We start from the raw sequence: 19,978 nt of genomic DNA, 5'->3' as shown, positions 1-19,978 counted from the left end.
GGATTGCTTCGTCGCGGAGCCTGTCTTCGGGCTCGCCGGAGGCGAGACCCGGGGGGGCTCCGCGCAATGACGCTAACCGAAAATCAGATCACCGGATTCCACGGCGCCGGAATCAGCCGGTACTTGGCGCCGTCCTTCTCGACATAGCCCACGGAGGGGAACGAGAAGTGGAAGCCGATCACCTTGGCCTTCTCGGCGGCGGCCATGTCGTAGAACTTGTGCCGGGTCTCCTGCGCCTGCGCCGCATCGGTGTCAAACATGACGTGCCAGTCCGGGTTGCGCAGGAACAGCTCGGGGACGTTGGTGACGTCGGCCTGGATCAGGACCCTGGCATTGCCGGACGCGACCGCGAACGAGGTGTGTCCCGGCGTGTGACCGGGCGTGCCGAGCGCGGTGATGCCGGGCGCAACCTCCTTGTCCCACTCGTACTGGGTGACCTTGCTCTCGAGCCCGCCGAACACCTTCTTGAAGTTGGCGAAGTTGCCCTTCATCAAGTCGGTCTGCGCCTTGGCGGCGTTCTCGTCGCTATTCCAGAACGCCCACTCCTTGGCCGGCACCTTCAGCTCGGCGTTCGGAAATGCCAGCGAGCCGTCGGCGAGCTTGAGGCCGTTGATGTGGTCGCCGTGCATGTGGGAGAGCACGACGACGTCGATGGACTTCGGATCGACGCCGGCCGCGGCGAGGTTCTGCAGCGTGCGTCCGACCGCGCCCTTGCTGGCCTCGAAGGCGCCAGCGCCGTTGCCGGTGTCGATCAGGACCAGCTTGGAGCCGGTGTTGATCAGCTGCGGATTGAAGGGGATCGTGATCATGCCCTTCGGCATGTAGGCGCTTTCGGCAGCCGCGAGTGCGTCGTCCTTCGCCGTGTTGACGACGAACTTGTCGGGCATCGGGAAGGTGCGCGCGCCGTCATTGACGGAGGTGCATTCGTAGTCGCCGACCTTGTAGCGGTAGAAGCCGGGCGCCTGGGCGCCGGCGGGCGCAACCGCCGCGTGTGCCTGCCCGGCCAGCGGCGGCAGAGCGGTCGCAGCTCCGGCGAGGGCCGCACCGGCCAGAAATCGACGGCGATCCAGACGGCGATCCAATAGGGTCATGACAAATCTCTCCTCAGTGCTCCATGCGGCTGACACCGCCCCCAGACAAACGGGGCGGATTTTCTCCGCATGCAGGCCAAACGCAAGCCCGTCAGCAACGTCCGGGGAGCGACGTTAGGTCACTTCTCTTTGTTGGGGTCGATGAGGAATTTTTCGCCGGTGGCCCGTTTGGCGTACACGGCGAGATTGGCCGGATCGAGGGCTTCGGGGAGTGATACGACCTTGGTGTAGTGGCTCGCGAAGGTCGTCTTCAGCTCGTCGACGACGCGCTGCCGCAACCGCTCGGTATCCGCCTTGCCGATCTTCATCAGGAATGGGAACAGCAGCCAGCCGCCGACGCTCCAGGTCATGCCGAAGCCGCGCGTGATCTCGGTCGGGCGCGTATCCAGGCTGCCGTAGATGTAGACCTGCTTGTGCACGTTCGAGCCGTAGCGGCTGTAGGGATGCTTGCCGGACTTGTTGATCGCAGCTTCCATCGCGTTGAGGATCTGGCCGGCGAGCTTGCCGCCGCCGATCGCATCGAAGGCGATGGTCGCGCCGGTCTCGACCAGCGCCGCGATCAGGTCGTCCATGAAGGTCGGCGCCGTCGAATCCACGATGTATTTCGCGCCGATGCCACGCAACAGCTCGGCCTGATCAGCGCTGCGCACGATGTTGACGAGCGGGATGCCGTCCTTGAGGCAGATCTTGTTGAGCATCTGCCCGAGGTTGGACGCGGCCGCGGTATGCACCAGCGCGGTATGGCCCTCGCGCCGCATCGTCTCGGTCATGCCGAGCGAGGTCAGCGGATTGACGAAGCAGGAGGCGCCCTCGGCCGGGGTGGTGCCGTCCGGCAGCGGCAGGCATTCGGAGACCTTCAGGCAGCGATACTGGCTGTACATCGCCCCGCCGATGGCCGCGACGGTGCGGCCCATCAGCGCCTTGGCGGCGTCCGACGAGCCGGTCTTGACCACGACGCCAGCGCCCTCATTGCCGATCGGCAGCGACTCATCGAGCCGGCCGGCCATCGCCCGCATCCCCGCCTCCGGCACCTTGGCCGTGATCACGGGGCGGTCCTTGGTGCCGGACGCCTGCAGGGTCGACAGATCGGCCGCGCCGACGAGGAGGCCGAGATCGGACGGGTTGATCGGCGCCGCCTCGATCCGCACCACGACCTCGTCCGGCCCCGGCTCCGGGGTCGGCACATCGACCAGCGACAGCTCGAGCTCGCCGCTGCGCTTGATCAGCGTCCGCAGTTGCAGGCCCTGTGTCTCGACACTCATGCGCGCCTCCCCTGTTTGGCTTTCTTCAGCCCTGGCTCACGCCAGCGCCTTCAGCGCCGCCCTGCCCGCATATTTGGCCTGCGCATCCAGCTCCTGCTCGATGCGCAGCAGCTGGTTGTACTTGGCGGTGCGGTCGGCGCGGGCCAGCGAGCCGGTCTTGATCTGCCCGCAATTGGTGGCGACCGCGAGATCGGCAATCGTCGAATCCTCGGTCTCGCCCGAGCGGTGCGACATCACGGCGGTGTAGCCAGCCTTGTAGGCCATCTCGACCGCGGCCAGCGTCTCCGTCAGCGTGCCGATCTGGTTGACCTTGATCAGGATCGAGTTGGCGCGGCCGTTGCGGATGCCGTCGGCGAGACGGTTGACGTTGGTGACGAACAGGTCGTCGCCCACCAGCTGGCACTTGTCGCCGATCAGGTCGGTCAGCTCCTTCCAGCCGTCCATGTCGTCCTCCGACATGCCGTCCTCGATCGAGGCGATCGGATAGCGCGCGACCAGGTCGGCGAGATATTTGGCCTGCTCGGAGCGCGAGCGCGACTTGTTCTCGCCCTCGTAGACGTACTTGCCGTCCTTGAAGAACTCGGTGGCCGCGCAGTCCAGCGCCAGCATCACGTCCTCGCCGGCGGTGTAGCCGGCCTTGCCGATCGCGCTCATGACGAAGTCGAGCGCGGCGTCCGCCGACGGCAGGTTCGGCGCGAAGCCGCCCTCGTCGCCGACATTGGTGTTGTGGCCCGCCTTCTTCAACTCGGCCTTCAGCGTGTGGAAGATCTCCGAGCCGCAGCGCAGCGCCTCCGCGAAGCTCGGCGCGCCCACCGGCATGATCATGAATTCCTGGAAGTCGATCGGGTTGTCGGCGTGGACGCCGCCATTGACGATGTTCATCATCGGCACCGGCAGGGTGCGGGCCGAGGTGCCGCCGACATAGCGATACAGCGGCATGTCGTAGGAGATCGCCGCCGCCTTGGCGCAGGCGAGCGAGACGCCGAGAATGGCGTTGGCGCCGATCCGGCTCTTGTTCTCGGTGCCGTCGAGCTCGATCAGGATCTGGTCGATCTGGACCTGGTCCTGCACAGACATGTCGCTGAGCGCCTCATAGACCTCGTCGTTGATGGCTTCGACGGCCTTCAGCACGCCCTTGCCGAGATAGCGGTGCTTGTCGCCGTCGCGCAGCTCGACCGCCTCGTGGGCACCGGTGGAGGCGCCGGACGGCACGGCAGCGCGGCCGACCGAGCCGTCCTCCAGCACGACGTCGACCTCGACCGTGGGATTGCCGCGGCTGTCCAGGATTTCGCGGCCGATGATGTCGACGATGGCGGTCATGAGGTCCTCTCGCGGGCGTTTCTGGGTGGGCGTTGTTGCGCTGCTTCTACCGCAAGCCCGCGAGCGCGAAAAGGCCAAGTGGCGTTGAAATCAAGTCACGACCAAATCACGAAGCGGGTGACGGGGGCGCCCCGATTGGCTAAACGGGCGCCACTGCGGCAGGTGACACGACACATGGCGAAAAGACCCAACACATCCCCGACATCGGCCGGCCTTCAGCTGGGCCGCGAGGTGGCGGCGCCGGACAGCCCGGATGCAGCGACGCTCGACCGCGTTCCCAACCCGCAGAAGGACACCGATTATCTGGCCCGCTTCACGGTGCCGGAATTCACGTCGCTATGCCCGGTGACGGGCCAACCCGACTTCGCCCATCTCGTCATCGATTACGCCCCCGGCCCCTGGCTGGTCGAATCCAAGTCGCTCAAGCTCTACCTCGCGAGCTTTCGCAACCATGGCGCCTTCCACGAGGACTGCACGGTCGCGATCGGCAAGCGCCTCGCCACCGAGCTCAAGCCGAAATGGCTGCGCATCGGCGGCTACTGGTACCCCCGCGGCGGCATCCCGATCGACGTGTTCTGGCAGACCGGCAAGCTCCCGAAGGGCCTGTGGGTCCCGGACCAGGGCGTGGCGCCGTATCGGGGACGGGGGTGAGGCGCCGATCGCACCTGACGATTCGACCTAGTCTCCAGCAACGGCATGGCCGGGACGGGGCCCGGGGAGACGACGTGGAATTAGCTTGGCGAAAACTCGGATCACCAGAGGCGACGGTCTGGCGCGATAGTTGTGACAGTTTTGGATCCCAACCAAACTGCAATCATTGAAGCAGATAATCACAGACGTCTCGATCGTGCCGCTCGGGCGGAACGATACAAACCTGCATCTTGTGAAGAGCACCAATGATCGCGTCCGTAGCGTTATACGACGCACCTCGATAGACCAAACTGGGATTTGACTTAGCCTCTCTAAGCGCTTTCAGCAGCGGCCCGACGGCTCTTAGTGCCGCCGGCACCCCGACATTCGCAAGCACCTCCGCTGCATAAGTCCTAATGATGTCGTCATGATCACGGAGCAAGGTCGCGATATTGTCTATCAATTCCGGGGCAAAATTCTCCCGTTCGCGACGATCAAGGCCCTCAACAAGCTTCTGAAGCTTGTCTCCTATTTCATAGCGCCTCGCCTTGTCCGCTTCTGACGTTAGCTCCACAATGAGCCCCCGAATATTTGCTGCGGAGTCGCGCGTTTCAGCCCTGCCTTGACCGCCCAGGCCAAGCACAACAATCAGTCCAAGAAGCGAAGCAGCGGCCGTTTTTGTCGCTTTCATTTTATCAAGCCATCTATATCGCAGCGATCTATTGGGAATCGGTGGAAGATCGGTCTCGATTTTTTGCGGATTAAAAGATTACGCAAATGTGTGGGTCAGCCTACGGCGACATGTCACTCGCGGTTATGGAAGTTATCTGTGTCTCACTCGAGGGATGCAATCCAATGGTTAGTCCATCGCCCCTGAGTCGCCCGACGGGCACGCTCCATCGCCGATCTCAATCCATGCGACTGTCAAAGCCGCTGCTTCCGAAAGCGGATTATTGCTGCGTTTTCAAGCTGATCACCTCCATCGAATCGCCCACGAAATGTTTTACTTTCGCTTTATCGGAATTTGTGATTGACTGTCGCCGTCCCGTCTCGATCAGAGGGGCGCTTCGCGGTCGTCACGGACGTTGAGGCGGGATGCGGTGGGCGTGTCGGGTCGCAGCGTGATCACTCATGCGGACGAACGAGCCTGATGCGCCGGCGAAATCGTATGGTCCTGGCCTCCCGACGCTGAGGTCACGCTGGTGGTGATGATCCGCCGGTCACGGGGGCAAGACAGCCCGGTCCCCGGGGAGAGTACGTATAAGCCGCCCAACCATCGCGCGGGGAATGCCGGGATGTCTCGGCTGAACCTGTGGTTCCTGCCGCCTGCATTTTTTTCTGCAGGCGGGCCATGGGGGCGGCCAGCTCCCGGCATTCCCCGCGCCCTCTTTTCAGAAAGAGGGCATGTCCCAAGGCAAAGCTCGGACGCCGACGCGCCGCGAGATGGCGGCGGTGCGTCCCGCGGCCAACGAAAGCGCCGATATGTCTCAGCCGCGCATCTTCAGCATCGAGAGCGAGAAACGCCCTCGGCGCACTTTCCCAGGACCATCGCAGCTAACGATGGGCATTTTGCCCTCGCCCGTCTCCACGTCGTCATGCCCGGGCTTGTCCCGGGCATCCACGTCCTTCTCAGCGCGCCGAACGACGTGGATGGCCGGGACAAGCCCGGCCATGACGGAGCAACAAATTAGCAGGCGTTGCTGCCGCGACGGGACCATGTCTTCAGATGCAATGGGCCCGCGCCCGTGTCCGACATGGCCGTCAGCTGACCGCCGCATCCGCCGGCGGCCGCTGCCGCAGCAGCGCGGCGCAGGCGAAGCCGAGCACGACCATCATGATGGCGGCGATCAGCAGCGTCGGCTGCTTGCCGCCATGGACCAGGCCGAAGCCGTAGGCGATCGGGCCGACCGTCTGGCCCATGAAGAAGAAGAACGAGTGCAGCGACATCGCGGTCGCGCGCGCCCCGATCGACAGCTCGCTGGCGAACACCTGCAGGCAGCCATGGATCATGTAGAAGCCCCAGCCCATCAGCAGCATGCAGCCGAACTGCAGCTTCCAGCCCGGGCCGAAGGCGAGCGCGGCGAGCTGCAGCCCGACCAGGGCAGCGCCCGTGATCATCATGCCCTTGACGCCGAGCCGCGGCAGGAAGTTCGACACCGTGAACGTGTAGAACAGCCCGCCGACCGCGAAGCCTGCGATGACGATGCCCGCGATCGACAGCGAGGTCTCGCCGAGATCGAACAGGAACGCGGCGATGAACGGAAACAGGCCGAACACGCAGCAGCCTTCGACGAACACCGCCGAGAAGCAGAAGCGCGAATTGGGGTTGGTGAAGATGGTGCGGTAGCCCTTCCTCAGCGCGGCGAGATCTGTCGTCGGCGCATGCGTGACCTTGGCGCCGCGAAAGCCTGCCGCCACCGCGAAGGAGGCGATCAGCCCGAGCGCGCCGAGGATCGCGAGCACGCCACGCCAGCCGATGAAATCGCCGATGATGCCGGATGCCGTCGCGCCGAGCAGGTTGCCCGCCATCGAGCCCGCGAGCGTGCGGCCGATCGCGACCTGGCGCTTGTCCGGCGCAACGAGATCGCTGGTCAGCCCGAGCGCCACCGGAAACACGCCGCCCGAGGCGATGCCGGCAAGAATGCGCGAGGCGAACAGCAGCGGAAACGAGGTGGCGAGCGCACCGAGGATGCTGGCGACACCGAGCAGTGCGAGGCACAGCGTCATCAGCCGCGCCTTGCCGAACAGATCGGCGGCCGCACCGATCGCGGGCTGGATCAGCGCGTAGATCAGCGCATAGCCGGCGGCGATGCCGGCCGCGGTCGTGATGCTGATCGCAAAATCCTCGGCGACGTGCGGCAGCACCGGATCGAGCGCCCGCGTCGACAGCGCCGCCGAGAAGCCCGCCAGCGCGATGATGTTCACGGCTGGTGGAAACTTCTGCCCCGCGGGCTTGGCGACGGTCTGGTGCATCAGCGCGCGGCGTCCGATGCCCGCCCCTTGGCGAGCGCATCGAACGCCATCAGCGTTCGCAGCAGCCCCTCGAACTGCGCGAGCGGGACCATGTTCGGCCCGTCGGAGGGCGCGTGATCGGGATCCGGATGCGTCTCGATGAAGACGCCGGCGACGCCGACCGCCACCGCGGCCCGCGCCAGCACCGGCACGAATTCGCGCTCGCCGCCCGACGAGGTGCCCTTGCCGCCCGGCTGCTGCACCGAATGCGTAGCATCGAAGATGACAGGCGCGCCGGTCGTGCGCGCCATGATCGGCAGCGCGCGCATGTCCGAGACCAGCGTGTTGTAGCCGAACGAGACGCCGCGCTCGGTGACCAGCACGTTGCGATTGCCGGAGCCGGTGATCTTGGCCACGACATTGGCCATGTCCCAGGGCGCCAGGAACTGGCCCTTCTTGACGTTGACGACCTTGCCGGTCGCCGCCGCCGCGAGCAGCAGATCGGTCTGCCGGCACAGGAACGCCGGAATCTGCAGCACGTCGACGGCCTGCGCCACCTCGGCACACTGGCCGGCGTCGTGCACGTCGGTCAGCACCGGCAGGCCGAGCGAAGAGCGTATCTCGGCGAAGATCGGCAGCGACTGCGCCAGGCCAAGCCCACGCGCCGCGGAGGCGCTGGTGCGGTTGGCCTTGTCGAACGAGGTCTTGTAGACGAGACCGATGCCGAGCCGCGTCGCGATCGCCTTCAGCGCCGAGGCGACCTCGAGCGCGTGAGACCGGCTCTCGAGCTGGCACGGACCGGCGATCACCGCGAGCGGCAGCTGATTGCCAAAGCTGACGGAGCCGAGGCTGACGACCGGAGCGGCAGAGATCGAAGCGTTCACGACATCATCCTCTTGTGGGCGCGGGACCATGGCCCAGCGCTGGCATCCGGATCAACCCGGCGTGTGCCCGCGAATAGCAGGGTTGCGGGGATCGGTCATCCCCGCCCCTCCCCGGCCTCTATTTCAGCGCCGAGAACGCCGTCGGCACCAGGAACTGGCTGGTGATGTTGGCAACGATCTGGCCATCCTCCTCGCTCTTGGCACGGGCAGCGATCCAGTCCGGATTGGTCATGAAGGCGGTCCATTTGGTCTCGCGCTCGGCGAGCGATTCCCAGGCCAGGAAATAGGTGAGGTCCTGGTTGGATTCGCCAATCAGCGTCGTGAAGAAGCCCACGGGGCGGATGCCATGCTTCTCCCACAGCTTCAGAGTCGTGGTCTCGAAGCGCTTCAGCAGCGCCGGAAGCCGGCCCGGAATGCAGCGATAGATGCGGCTCTCGTAGATCATTGGCGGTCCTCCCGGATGGTTTGTGCGGGGCGTTATAGCGAGCAGGTTCCGGGATGTCTTGAGGGGGTGACGACATGGCACCCCTGTTCGCCGCGGCCGAACCATTCCCGCAATGTTGCTGCAATGTTGATGGCCCTAGAACACGTGTTCCGAAGCTCGTTCCACTTCGATCTGACGACGATGTTGCCGCGCGTGAGGCAGGGAGTTCAAGATCGACGGTGCTAGAACCGACCGTTCCAAGACCTGGATATCGAGGACATGCGGATCTTGCTGGTGGAAGACGAGGCCGAAATGGCGGCGGCGCTGTCACAGGCGCTGAGGGGCTATGACATGGTGGTCGACCATGTGCCGAGCCTCGCCGAGGCCGAGGAGGCGATCTGCGCCGACGTCCACGGCGCGGTCCTGCTCGACCGCCAGCTTCCCGACGGCGACGGTCTGGCGCTGATCCCGAAACTGCGCGCCAAAGCCGATGGCGTCCCGATCATCGTGCTGACCGCGCGCGGCGATCTTGCCGACCGCATCGCGGGCCTCGACGGCGGCGCCGATGACTATCTGGCAAAGCCGTTCGCGATTGCGGAGCTGATGGCACGGCTGCGCGCCGTGCTGCGCCGCCCCGCCGGCCTGCAATTCGACATCATCATGGCCGGCCGCGTCGCCTTCGATTGCGGCCATCGCGAGGCCAGCGTCGATGGCCGCCCGCTCGACCTGCCGCGGCGCGAGCTGCTGGTGCTGGAGACGCTGCTGCGGCGCATGGGCCGCACCGTGCTGCGCGCGACGCTGGAGGAAGCGGTCTACAATTTCGATGACGAGATCCAGTCGAACGCGCTGGATGCGCATGTCTCGCGGCTGCGGCGCAAACTCGCCGACGCCGATGGCGGCGTCGATATCCACAGCATCCGCGGCGTCGGCTACCTCTTGAAGCAGACGCCATGAGCGAGACAGCCGATCACTACTGCCTGCGCTCGAAATTGACCTGGCGGCTGGTGATGCTGCAGGCTGCGCTCCTGATCGCCACCACAGCGCTTGTGCTGGGTGGACTGTGGGCCAGCGGTCTGCCCGTGGTCGAACGCGACGAAGACCGCGTGATGGACGTCGTGCAGGGAGCGCTCGGGCGTGACGGCAACGGCAGATTGACGCTGCGCCCAACTGCGGAGCTGAAGCAACTGCGCGAGGAAACCCCTGACCTCTGGTTCTTCGTGCGGGACCGACAAGGCGACACGCTCTCCGACGGCAAGGTGCCGGGCGAGTTCACGAAGATCGGCGGCGCGCTCGACCATATCAGCCAGGCGCGACTCGGCTGGCAGATGTTCGAGGACGATCCACGCAAGCCGCCAGCGCGTATGAAGCGCGTTAACACCGATGTCGGCAACGTCCAGATCATCACCGCCACGCAGGGGCGCCTGTCCGGCGCCAAGGCGCTGTTCGCGGCCTCCCTGACCTTCCTCGTCGTCACACTGCCAGGCCTGTTGCTGATGGCTGGCGCGACCTTCGTGGCAACGCCGATGGTGATCAAGCGCGCCTTCGCCGGCATCGACACCACGGCAGACGAAGCGCGCCGGATCGATTTCCGCCGGCACGGCAGCCGGCTGTCCGCGGACCACTTGCCGCTCGAAGTCGCGCCGCTGGTTGCCGCCGTCAACGATGCGCTCAAGCGACTCGATGACGGCTACTCCCGTCACCAGCGCTTCGTTGCCGATGCTGCGCACGAGTTGCGCACGCCGATCGCGATTCTCAACACGCGGCTGGAATCGCTGCCCGCAGGCCCCGACAAGATCCGGCTGCTCGAAGATTCGGCGCGGCTTGCGACGCTGGCCGAGCAACTGCTGGATATTCAGCGCTTCGACCAGTGCCGCAATCCGTTCGTCCGGGTCGATCTCGTCGCCGTGGCGCGAAGTGTCGCGGCGGACCTTGCACCGCTTGCGATCGCTGCCGGCTACGAACTGTCGCTCGATACCGCGTCCCACCGCGCCGAAACGCTCGGCGACCGCGCCGCGCTCGAGCGCGCGCTGACCAACCTGGTGCAGAACGCCATCCAGCACGGCGGCCGGCGCGGCACCATCACCATTCACGTCGGTTCTGCGGCAACGATCGACGTCATCGACGAAGGCGACGGCGTTCCGCCGAACGAACGCGCGCGCATCTTTGATCCGTTCTACCGCCTAACGTCGCTTGATCGTGGCGCCGGCCTCGGCCTCAACATGGTGCGCGAGATCGCTAGGCTGCATGGTGGTCATGTCTCCGTGCTCGACGGGCCGAAGGGCGGCGCCTGCTTCCGCCTGACGCTGCCGCCAGCCCCCTTCGTGCCATGACGCGCGCATCGCGCAATGTTGGCGCAATGCCACCCCAGCAAAGAAGAGAGCACGCTTCGCAATCGGGCCGAGGCGCGATGACACCTTGCTGGGAATGCCAATGTCACACGACTTCCTCTCGTTCTTCACGGCGTGGATGGCAGCGCCGCGCCGCGTCGGCGCCATCGCGCCCTCGGGCACTGCGCTTGCCGAGCTGATCACGCGGGACATATCCGCCGACACCGGCCCGATCCTGGAGCTGGGTCCGGGTACAGGCGCGTTCACCTACCAGCTGCTGAAGCGCGGCGTCCGCCAGCAGGATCTCACCCTGATCGAGTACGGCTCCGATTTCATGCGACTGCTGCAGCTTCGCTTTCCTGGCGCGCGCGTGCTGTGGATGGACGCGGCGCGTCTGGGCTCCGAGCAGCTCTATCAGGGCTCCCCCGTCGGCGCCGTGATCAGCGGACTGCCGCTGCTCAACATGTCACCGCGCAAGATCATCTCGATCCTCGGCGGCGCGTTCAGCTATCTGCGCGCGGGCGGCACGTTCTATCAATTCACCTACGGGATGCGCTGCCCGGTGCCGCGGCCGATCCTCGACCGGCTCGGCCTGCGTGCCACGCTGGTCGATCGCGCGCTCCTCAACGTGCCGCCGGCCGCGGTCTACCGGCTGACGCGACGGCCGCAATACAGGCTGTTGATGCGCGACGCGGCGCCGACGGCCGATGCGGGCGTGTCCCCCGTCACGAAGGAGCATCGCGCCGGCGAGGACTGCGCCACGCCCGCCTAGGCTGGCGCGGCCACAGCAATCGGTGCCGTGAGCCGGCTCAGACCAGCCGGCTCTGCACGACCGCTGCCTGAATGAAGGACGCGAACAAGGGATGTGGCTCGAACGGGCGCGACTTCAGCTCGGGATGGAATTGCACGCCAATGAACCAGGGATGGTCCTCGTATTCCACGATCTCCGGCAGCACGCCGTCCGGCGACAGGCCGGAGAACTTCAGACCGTGCTGCTCGAGCCGGTCCTTGTAGGCGGTGTTGACCTCGTAGCGGTGGCGATGGCGCTCGGAGATCTCGGTGGCGCCGCCATAGACCTCGGAGACGCGGCTGCCGCGCTTGAGCGCCGCAGGATAGGCGCCGAGCCGCATCGTGCCGCCGAGATCGCCGCTCTTGGAGCGCTTCTCCAGCTCGTTGCCGCGCAGCCATTCCGTCATCAGGCCGACCAGCGGCTCCGGCGTCGGACCGAACTCGGTCGAGTTGGCCTCGGTGATGCCGACGAGATTGCGCGCCGCCTCGATCACCGCCATCTGCATGCCGAAGCAGATGCCGAAATACGGCACGTCACGCTCCCGCGCGAACCGCGCCGCGCGGATCTTGCCCTCGGCGCCGCGCTGGCCGAAGCCACCGGGCACCAGGATGCCGTTGACGTGCTCGAGGAATGGCGCCGGGTCCTCGTTCTCGAACACCTCGCTCTCGATCCAGTCGAGCTTGACGCGGACCTTGTTGGCGATGCCGCCATGCGACAGCGCCTCGATCAGCGACTTGTAGGCGTCCTTCATGCCGGTGTACTTGCCGACGATCGCGATCGTGACGTCGCCTTCCGGATTGCGGACGCGCTCGTTGATCGTGTGCCAGCTCGCCAGCGCCGGCGGCACCCGCGGCTCGATGCCGAACGCGGCCAGCACCTCGTCGTCGAGGCCGGCGGCATGATAGGCCTCCGGCACGGCATAGATGTTGTCGACGTCACGCGCCTCGATGACGGCGCTTTCACGCACGTTGCAGAACAGGCCGAGCTTGCGCCGTTCCTCCTTCGGGATCGGGCGGTCGGTGCGGCACAGCAGGATGTCCGGCTGGATGCCGATCGAGCGCAGCTCCTTGACCGAATGTTGCGTCGGCTTGGTCTTCAACTCGCCGGCGCTCGGAATGTAAGGCAGCAGCGTGAGATGGATGTAGATCGCGTGATGGCGCGGCAGCTCGTTGCCGAGCTGCCGGATCGCCTCGAAGAACGGCAGGCCCTCGATGTCGCCGACGGTGCCGCCGATCTCGACCAGCACGAAATCGTACTCGTCATTCCCGGACAGGACGAAATCCTTGATCGCATTCGTCACGTGCGGGACGACCTGGATGGTCGCGCCGAGATAGTCGCCGCGCCGCTCCTTGGTCAGGATGTCCTGATAGATCCGGCCCGTGGTGATGTTGTCGGCCTTGGTCGCCGGCCGGCCGGTGAAGCGTTCGTAATGGCCGAGATCGAGATCGGTCTCGGCACCGTCGTCGGTCACGAACACTTCGCCGTGCTGATACGGCGACATCGTGCCGGGATCGAGGTTGAGATAGGGGTCGAGCTTGCGAAGCCGGACCTTGTAGCCGCGGGCCTGCAGCAGCGCGCCTAACGCGGCTGAAGCCAGACCCTTGCCGAGCGAGGAAACCACGCCGCCGGTGATGAAGATGTACCGCGCCATGGGACCCTACCTTTAATGCCGCGCGCTCGATTCGCCAAAACGAATCGCTTGCAGCCCGCAACCATGTCGCGGGCCTGTGGGTTACTTCAAAATATTAATGGTCTCAGTAACTTGAGACCGCCTCCTGACGCAGGACGCCAATTGCGTTCCTGCATGGCTTGCCCGCGTTATTGCGACTGCGGGGCCTGCGGCGCAGCCGGAGCCGCGGGTGCCTGCTGCTCGTCGGCCTTCTTGAGCTGGTCGAGCACGCCGCCCCCGGTCGGCGCCACTGGGGTCGCTCCGCCTGACTGGGTCTGCCCCGGCAGGTTGTTGAGAATCGAGGTCGGCTTGCGATCCAGACCCGCGAGCCAAGTCAGCGCCAGGCTGGTGAGGAAGAAGAGGAGTGCCAGGATCGCGGTCGTGCGCGTTAGCAGGTTGGCCGTGCCGCGGCTCGACATGAAACCGGCGCCGCCGCCCATGCCAAGGCCACCGCCCTCGGATTTCTGCAACAGCACCGTACCGATCAGGACGGCGACAATCATGAGGTGGATGACGATCAAGACAGTCTGCATGGTGACCTTCCGTCACAAGCCCTCGCAGGCCCCGACCGGGGGCCGGGATCGCGAGAGCTTCGCGGGCTATTCGGAAATTTGCGCGGTGTTACACGATCATGTCGAGCAACGCCACCCCGCAGATAATCGCAACCGCGCTTCGCACAAGCACCGACGTCGCCCTCCGGGTCGACACTTGCCGGCCGCTCCAATATCCACTATTAGAGACGAATGGATCAAATAGTAGACGACTTCAGCCAGAGGCTCGCCCGTCGCCTGCTGCTGGAACGGGACGGCCGTGGGTGGTCGCTGGCCGACCTCGCCGAACGCTCTGGCGTGTCGAAGGCGACCATCAGCAAGATCGAGCGTGCCGAAGTCAGCCCGACCGCGGTGATCCTGGTTAAGCTCGCAAGCGCTTTCGATCTCACGCTGGCCGGCTTGATGCTCCGCGCCGAAGCCCAGTCGGAGCGCCTGTCCAAGGCCGCCGAGCAGCCGGTCTGGCGCGACCCGGACACGGGCTACGTCAGGCGCCAGGTCTTTCTCAGGCCGGATCATCCGATCGAATTGGTGACCGTCGAGATGCCGGCGCACCGCAGCGTGACCTTGCCGGCCTCCTCCTACATCCACATCCGCCAGCTCCTCTGGGTTCAGAGCGGGCAATTGACCATCACGGAAGGCGCGGAACGCCACGTGCTCGGGCCGGGCGACTGCCTCGGCTTCGGCCCACCGATCGACACCACCTTTGCCAATGAGACCGACGCGCCCTGCGTCTACGTCGTCGCCCTTGCCAGGAGTTGAGAATGTCCCCGCCCCGAATCGCGGCCCTGTCAGATACGCCGGCAATCCGGGCTGCGCTTCGCGCAATGCTGATCGAAACGGTCGCCCATGGTGGCTCGGTCAGCTTCATGCACCCGCTTCGCGAGGAGGATGCCGACGCGTTCTGGCGGGAATCGCTGTCGGCCGCGGCACGCGGCGAACGAGCCGTTCTTGGCGCCTTAGATGGAGAGGATGTGATCGCGACCGTGACGCTGCAGCTGAAGCTGCCGCCAAACCAGCCGCACCGCGCCGAGATCGCAAAGATGATGACGCGCATCAGCCACCGCAAACGCGGAATCGCGACCGCGCTGCTCTGCGCGGCCGAAAACCTCGCCCGCGCGCATGGGCGGACGATGCTGGTCCTCGATACCGCCGAGGATGGGGGCGCCTCACAGCTCTATGAAAGCGTCGGCTTCCAGCTGAGCGGAACCATTCCGGACTATGCCTTGAAGCCGCATGGCGGCCTCACCGGCACGAAGATCTATTGGAAGCGAATCGAACAGGCGGACTGAGGCGCGCGCTTTCGCTCACGTCGCTTCTCAACAGCCCTTCGCAATGGCGAGAAAGTCTGAGGCTTTCAGGCTGGCGCCGCCGACCAACGCGCCGTTGACATTCGCGACCGCCATCAGCTCGGCCGCATTGGAGGGCTTCACCGAGCCGCCATAGAGGATGCGCGTCCGCGCTCCCTCCTGCTTGAAGCGATCGATCAGCAGCTCTCTGATAAAGGCATGAATCTGCTCGACATCCTTGGCGGTCGGGGTCAGGCCGGTGCCGATCGCCCAGACCGGCTCATAGGCCACGACCAGGTTGTCGGCCCGTGAGCCCTGCGGCAGGCTGAGGTTGAGCTGGCCGCGCAGGATGTCGAGCGTCTGTCCGGCATCGCGCTGCTGCTGGGTCTCGCCGACGCAAACGATCGCGATCAGCCCAGCGCGCCACACCGCCTCGGTCTTCTGGTGCACCACAACATCGGTTTCGCCATGATCGGCGCGCCGCTCGGAATGGCCGACGATGATGGCGCTGGCGCCGGCATCGGCCAGCATCTCCGCCGAGATGTCCCCGGTATGGGCTCCCGACGCCTTGGGGTGGCAATCCTGGGCCCCGACCGCGATCGCGTGGGTGCCGCGTGCCCTCTCGGCAAAGCCTGCCACCAGAGTGGCAGGCGGACAGACCAGCAGATCGGCCTTGCCGGTGACCTCGGCGGCTCCGGCCAGCATGGCGTCGAACTCGGCGATCGAGGCCTTCAGGCCGTTCATTTTCCAGTTGCCGGCGATCAGCGGCCGGATGCGGTCGGTCATGGCGGGATTCCAGCAAATGTTGTGACGAACATCGGCTAGCAGAGCCCTTCGACGAGCACCAGAGCGGGACCCGTCTTCCCACCGCTTCAATCGGCCTCAGGGCCGAGGTTGCGACCGGGCGGCGGCCTCTTTATAAGCCGTTTCAACTCGGTGACGGCCTTTTGCGGAATCTGCTTTAAGGCGCGGCCTCTTCATCCTTTTTCCTGCAGACAGACTGGACCCATGCTTCGAGGATTACGCAAGGCCTCATCAAACTGGCTCGGCAAGACCATCATGGCGGTGGTCATGGGCGTTTTGATCGTCAGTTTCGGCATCTGGGGCATCGCCGACATCTTCCGCGGCTTCGGGCAGTCGACGGCTGCAACCGTGGGACGCACGGAGATCTCGGTCAACGAGTTCCGGCAGATCTATACCGACCGGCTGCAGCAGATCGGCCGCCAGCTCGGCCGTCCGCTGACCACCGAGCAGGCCCGCATGTTCGGGCTCGACCGCTCCGTTCTGCAGCAGACGATTGCGGAAGCCGCCCTCGACGAGCAGGCCCGCCGTCTCGGTCTCGCCCAGTCCGATGCGGAGACCATGCGGGTGATCCTCAGCGATCCCAACTTCAAGGGCCCGAACGGGGCGTTCGACCCGCAGCGTTTCCAGGCCATCATCCGCAATTTCGGCTTCACCGAGCAGCGCTATCTGGCTGACCAGCGCCGACAGTCACTGCGGCGGCAGATCACTGGCACGATCGCGGCCGGGCTGGAGCCGTCCAACACGATGCTCGAGGCGCTCGGCCGCTTCCAGAACGAGCAGCGCTCGTTCGATTACATCAAGCTCGACGCGGCGCAGGCCGGCACCATCGATGCGCCCTCGCCCGAGGTTCTCGCGTCCTATTTCGACGAGCACAAAGCCCAGTTCAAGGCGCCGGAATATCGCAAGATCTCCTTCGTCGTGGTGACGCCCGAAGAGATCGGCAAGTGGACCGACGTATCTGACGAGGACGCCAGGAAGCTGTTCGACCAGCGCAAGGCGCTGATGGGCACGCCGGAGAAGCGCCAAGTCCAGCAGATGACCTTCTCCACCATGGAGGAGGCACAAGCAGCGCGCGCCAGGATCGCCGCGGGTGAAGTCACGTTCGACGAGCTCGCCAAGGAGCGCAACCTCAACCCAGCCGATCTCGATCTCGGTCTGGTGACGAAATCGGCGATTCTCGACCCTGTCGTTGCCGATACCGCCTTCTCGCTGCCGACCGGCGAGGTCAGCCAGCCGGTCAAGGGCGCGTTCAACGTGGCGCTGGTCAAGGTCAGCGCGATTCAGCCGGGCCAACAGCCGGAATATGAGAGCGTCGCTGCCGACATCAAGAAAGAGATCGCAGCCGACCGGGCCAAGTCGCAAGTCGCCAATCTTCGCGACAAGATGGAAGACGAGCGCGGCGGTGGCGCCAGCGTGTCAGAGGCCGCCAAGAAGCTCGGTCTCGATGCCGTCACGCTCGAAGCGGTCGACAGGTCCGGCAAGCAACCCAACGGCCAGCCCGTTTCGAACATCCCGCTTGGCCTGGATGTCGTTGCGCAGGCCTTCAACAGCGACGTCGGTGTCGACAACGAGCCGATCTCGTTCCGCGGCGGCTATGTCTGGTTCGAGGTTCTCGGCATCACCCCGCCGCGCGATCGCCCCCTCGACGAGGTCAAGGATCAGGTCGACGCGCGCTGGCGCGACGACGAAGTCGCAGCCAAGCTGCGCGCGAAGGCCACCGAGCTGGTCAAGAAGCTCAGCGAGGGCGGCAAGCTCGCCGACGAGGCGGCATCGCTCGGCGTGAAGGTCGAGACGGCCAGCGCGTTCAAGCGCGACGCCTCGGTTCCCGGCGTCCCCACCGGAGCGATCACCGCCGCATTCCGCACGGCGAAGGACGGCGTCGGCCAGACCGCGGCTGATGGCGGCCGGCAGTGGATTGTGTTCCGTGTCACCGACATCATCGAGCCGAAGGTCGACCTCGCGTCCGAAGACACCAAGAAGCTGAAGGACCAGTTGCAGCGCGCGCTCGCCGACGAGCAAGGCACGGCCTATGTCATGAAGCTCGAGAAGGACATCGGGACGACGATCAACGAGGCTGCCGTGGCCCAGGTGGTCGGCGGCGGCAGCAGCAACCAATGACGGATCGCTAGGGGCACGCGATGGACGATCTCAAGTCGATCATTGGCAAGGTGGCGACCGGCGCGCCGCTGTCCCGCGAGGAGGCGGCGTCCGCCTTCGACAGCATGATGTCGGGCGAGGCGACGCCGTCGCAGATGGGCGCGCTGCTGATGGCGCTGCGTGTGCGCGGCGAGACGGTCGAGGAGATCACCGGCGCCGTCAGCGTGATGCGGGCGAAGATGCTGCGCGTCGACGCGCCGGCGAGCGCGGTCGACATCGTCGGCACCGGCGGTGACGGCTCCGGCTCGGTCAACGTCTCGACCTGCGCCTCCTTCATCGTGGCCGGCGCCGGCGTGCCGGTCGCCAAGCACGGCAACCGCGCGCTGTCGTCGCGCTCGGGCGCGGCCGACGTGCTCGCCGCGCTCGGCGTCAAGATCGATCTGAAGCCCGACCAGGTCGGACGCTGCGTGCGTGAGGCCGGCATCGGCTTCATGTTCGCGCCCGCGCATCATCCGGCGATGAAGAACGTCGGTCCGACCCGGGTCGAGCTCGCCACTCGCACGATCTTCAATCTGCTCGGTCCCCTGTCCAATCCGGCCGGCGTCAGGCGCCAGATGGTCGGCGTGTTTTCGCGGCAATGGGTGGAGCCGTTGGCACAGGTGTTGAAGAATCTTGGCTCGGAAGCCGCCTGGGTCGTGCACGGCTCCGACGGGCTCGACGAGATCACCTTGACCGGCCCGACCTTCGTCGCCGCCCTGGAGAACGGCCATATCCGTACCTTCGAGGTCTCGCCCGAGGAGGCCGGGCTTGGCCTGTGCGGCAGCGATGGTCTGAAGGGCGGTGACGCGGCGGCCAACGCCGTGGCGCTGCAGAGTGTGCTCGATGGCTTGCCGAGTCCCTATCGCGATGTGGCCCTGCTGAACGCCGCGGCGGCGCTGGTCGTTTCCGGCCGCGCCAAGACGCTGAAGGAAGGCGTCGCAATCGGCCGGGATTCGCTCGACAGCGGCGCCGCAGCGGCGCGGCTGAAGCAGCTGATCGACGTCTCGAACGACTGATCTGCGGAGCGCGCCATGTCGGATATCCTGGCCAAGATCGAAGCCTATAAGCGCGAGGAGATCGCGGCCGCCAAGCGGGCGTGCCCGCTGTCGGATCTCGAGGCGCGAGCGCGTGATGCCTCAGCGCCGCGCGGCTTCGTCGCGGCGATCCGAGCCAAGCATGCGAACGGCGACTACGCGCTGATCGCGGAGGTGAAGAAGGCTTCGCCGTCGAAGGGGTTGATCCGCGCCGATTTCGATCCGCCTGTTCTCGCCAGGGCCTATGAGTCCGGCGGCGCGGCCTGCCTCTCGGTGCTGACCGACACGCCGTCGTTCCAGGGCCATCTGGACTTCATGGTCGCCGCACGCGCCGCGACCGCCCTGCCCGTGCTGCGCAAGGACTTCATGTTCGACACCTATCAGGTGGTCGAGGCTCGCGCTCATGGCGCCGACTGCATCCTGATCATCATGGCCGCGCTCGACGACGCCGCGGCTGCGGAGATCGAGGCCGCCGCGCTCGCCCACGGCATGGATGTGCTGATCGAGATCCATGATCGCGCCGAGCTCGATCGCGCGCTGAAGCTGCGCTCGCCGATGATCGGCATCAACAACCGCAACCTGCGCACCTTCGAAACCACGCTGGCGACCTCCGAGACGCTGGCACCTCTGGTCCCGAAGGAGCGTCTGCTGGTCGGCGAGAGCGGCATCTTCGCGCCGGCCGATCTCGCGCGCCTGGCGCGCGTCGGCATCCAGACCTTCTTGGTCGGCGAGAGCCTGATGCGGCAGGCGGACGTCACAGCGGCGACCCGCGCGTTGCTCGCGCGCGATGCCGCCTCCGCCAGCGCGGCTGAGTGACC

The 19,978-nt window shown here is 65.9% G+C and carries 19 protein-coding genes; 9 read left to right on the top strand and 10 right to left on the bottom strand.

Annotated elements, in window-relative coordinates; genetic code table 11:
- Positions 1-83: 83 nt before the first annotated feature.
- The 3 genes from QW881_RS15655 to eno all read right to left on the bottom strand — a co-directional run bounded on the left by QW881_RS15655 (position 84) and on the right by eno (position 3,673).
- Complete coding sequence (locus tag QW881_RS15655; RefSeq protein WP_315756690.1) at positions 84-1,091, bottom strand: MBL fold metallo-hydrolase; 1,008 nt, start codon at positions 1,089-1,091, stop codon at positions 84-86.
- A gap of 119 nt (positions 1,092-1,210) precedes the next feature.
- A complete protein-coding gene (locus QW881_RS15650) occupies positions 1,211-2,353 on the bottom strand; it encodes a zinc-binding dehydrogenase (protein ID WP_315756691.1) in 1,143 nt (380 codons plus the stop codon).
- A gap of 36 nt (positions 2,354-2,389) precedes the next feature.
- Positions 2,390-3,673 (bottom strand): phosphopyruvate hydratase, encoded by a 1,284-nt coding sequence (eno, locus tag QW881_RS15645; protein ID WP_315756692.1) that lies wholly within the window; start codon positions 3,671-3,673, stop codon positions 2,390-2,392.
- A gap of 174 nt (positions 3,674-3,847) precedes the next feature.
- On the opposite strand from eno, the gene queF reads away from it, so the two are divergent.
- A complete protein-coding gene (gene queF, locus QW881_RS15640) occupies positions 3,848-4,324 on the top strand; it encodes a preQ(1) synthase (RefSeq protein ID WP_315750940.1) in 477 nt (158 codons plus the stop codon).
- A 163-nt stretch (positions 4,325-4,487) separates the two neighbouring features.
- On the opposite strand, the gene QW881_RS15635 is transcribed toward queF, so the two are convergent.
- The 4 genes from QW881_RS15635 to QW881_RS15620 form a co-directional block, all read right to left on the bottom strand.
- Complete coding sequence (locus tag QW881_RS15635; protein WP_315756693.1) at positions 4,488-4,994, bottom strand: hypothetical protein; 507 nt, start codon at positions 4,992-4,994, stop codon at positions 4,488-4,490.
- A 1,070-nt stretch (positions 4,995-6,064) separates the two neighbouring features.
- Entirely contained in the window at positions 6,065-7,276 is a 1,212-nt protein-coding gene (locus tag QW881_RS15630) for an MFS transporter (RefSeq protein ID WP_315756694.1), read from the bottom strand.
- On the bottom strand, positions 7,276-8,139 hold the full coding sequence (gene kdsA / locus QW881_RS15625; RefSeq protein WP_315756695.1) for a 3-deoxy-8-phosphooctulonate synthase: 864 nt from the start codon (positions 8,137-8,139) through the stop codon (positions 7,276-7,278). Before kdsA ends, QW881_RS15630 begins: the two co-directional genes overlap by 1 nt.
- 118 nt (positions 8,140-8,257) lie before the next feature.
- The gene (locus tag QW881_RS15620; RefSeq protein WP_315756696.1) at positions 8,258-8,584 is read right to left on the bottom strand and encodes an NIPSNAP family protein; all 327 of its coding nucleotides are present in this window, start codon (positions 8,582-8,584) and stop codon (positions 8,258-8,260) included.
- A 258-nt stretch (positions 8,585-8,842) separates the two neighbouring features.
- Between QW881_RS15620 and QW881_RS15615 the strand changes: the two genes are divergently transcribed.
- The 3 genes from QW881_RS15615 to QW881_RS15605 all read left to right on the top strand — a co-directional run bounded on the left by QW881_RS15615 (position 8,843) and on the right by QW881_RS15605 (position 11,662).
- Positions 8,843-9,517 carry a response regulator transcription factor gene (locus tag QW881_RS15615; protein ID WP_315756697.1) on the top strand — a complete coding sequence of 225 codons (675 nt, stop codon included), beginning with the start codon at positions 8,843-8,845 and terminating at the stop codon, positions 9,515-9,517.
- Positions 9,514-10,893 (top strand): HAMP domain-containing sensor histidine kinase, encoded by a 1,380-nt coding sequence (locus tag QW881_RS15610; RefSeq protein ID WP_315756698.1) that lies wholly within the window; start codon positions 9,514-9,516, stop codon positions 10,891-10,893. Before QW881_RS15615 ends, QW881_RS15610 begins: the two co-directional genes overlap by 4 nt.
- 100 nt (positions 10,894-10,993) lie before the next feature.
- Complete coding sequence (locus QW881_RS15605) at positions 10,994-11,662, top strand: SAM-dependent methyltransferase (protein ID WP_315756699.1); 669 nt, start codon at positions 10,994-10,996, stop codon at positions 11,660-11,662.
- A gap of 37 nt (positions 11,663-11,699) precedes the next feature.
- Here the strand turns inward: QW881_RS15605 and QW881_RS15600 are convergent, their stop codons facing one another.
- Complete coding sequence (locus tag QW881_RS15600) at positions 11,700-13,331, bottom strand: CTP synthase (RefSeq protein WP_315756700.1); 1,632 nt, start codon at positions 13,329-13,331, stop codon at positions 11,700-11,702.
- 167 nt (positions 13,332-13,498) lie between these two features.
- Complete coding sequence (gene secG, locus QW881_RS15595; RefSeq protein WP_315756701.1) at positions 13,499-13,882, bottom strand: preprotein translocase subunit SecG; 384 nt, start codon at positions 13,880-13,882, stop codon at positions 13,499-13,501.
- A gap of 210 nt (positions 13,883-14,092) precedes the next feature.
- Between secG and QW881_RS15590 the strand changes: the two genes are divergently transcribed.
- Positions 14,093-14,659, top strand: coding sequence for an XRE family transcriptional regulator (locus QW881_RS15590; protein ID WP_315756702.1), 567 nt, complete (start codon positions 14,093-14,095; stop codon positions 14,657-14,659).
- Positions 14,660-14,661: 2 nt separating this feature from the next.
- Entirely contained in the window at positions 14,662-15,189 is a 528-nt protein-coding gene (locus QW881_RS15585) for a GNAT family N-acetyltransferase (RefSeq protein WP_315738202.1), read from the top strand.
- A 27-nt stretch (positions 15,190-15,216) separates the two neighbouring features.
- Here the strand turns inward: QW881_RS15585 and tpiA are convergent, their stop codons facing one another.
- Positions 15,217-15,972 carry a triose-phosphate isomerase gene (gene tpiA, locus QW881_RS15580; RefSeq protein ID WP_315756703.1) on the bottom strand — a complete coding sequence of 252 codons (756 nt, stop codon included), beginning with the start codon at positions 15,970-15,972 and terminating at the stop codon, positions 15,217-15,219.
- 222 nt (positions 15,973-16,194) lie between these two features.
- On the opposite strand from tpiA, the gene QW881_RS15575 reads away from it, so the two are divergent.
- Genes QW881_RS15575 through trpC form a run of 3 tightly spaced genes read left to right on the top strand, consistent with a single transcriptional unit; the run spans position 16,195 to position 19,976 of the window.
- Entirely contained in the window at positions 16,195-18,108 is a 1,914-nt protein-coding gene (locus QW881_RS15575; RefSeq protein ID WP_315756704.1) for a peptidylprolyl isomerase, read from the top strand.
- Positions 18,109-18,128: 20 nt separating this feature from the next.
- A complete protein-coding gene (gene trpD, locus QW881_RS15570; RefSeq protein WP_315738205.1) occupies positions 18,129-19,142 on the top strand; it encodes an anthranilate phosphoribosyltransferase in 1,014 nt (337 codons plus the stop codon).
- Positions 19,143-19,157: 15 nt separating this feature from the next.
- The gene (gene trpC / locus QW881_RS15565) at positions 19,158-19,976 is read left to right on the top strand and encodes an indole-3-glycerol phosphate synthase TrpC (protein ID WP_315756705.1); all 819 of its coding nucleotides are present in this window, start codon (positions 19,158-19,160) and stop codon (positions 19,974-19,976) included.
- Positions 19,977-19,978: the final 2 nt, after the last annotated feature.

It is taken from the genome of Bradyrhizobium sp. SZCCHNS3016, assembly GCF_032484535.1.
GTDB lineage: Bacteria > Pseudomonadota > Alphaproteobacteria > Rhizobiales > Xanthobacteraceae > Bradyrhizobium.
This window is presented reverse-complemented; position numbering and strand designations above follow the sequence as displayed.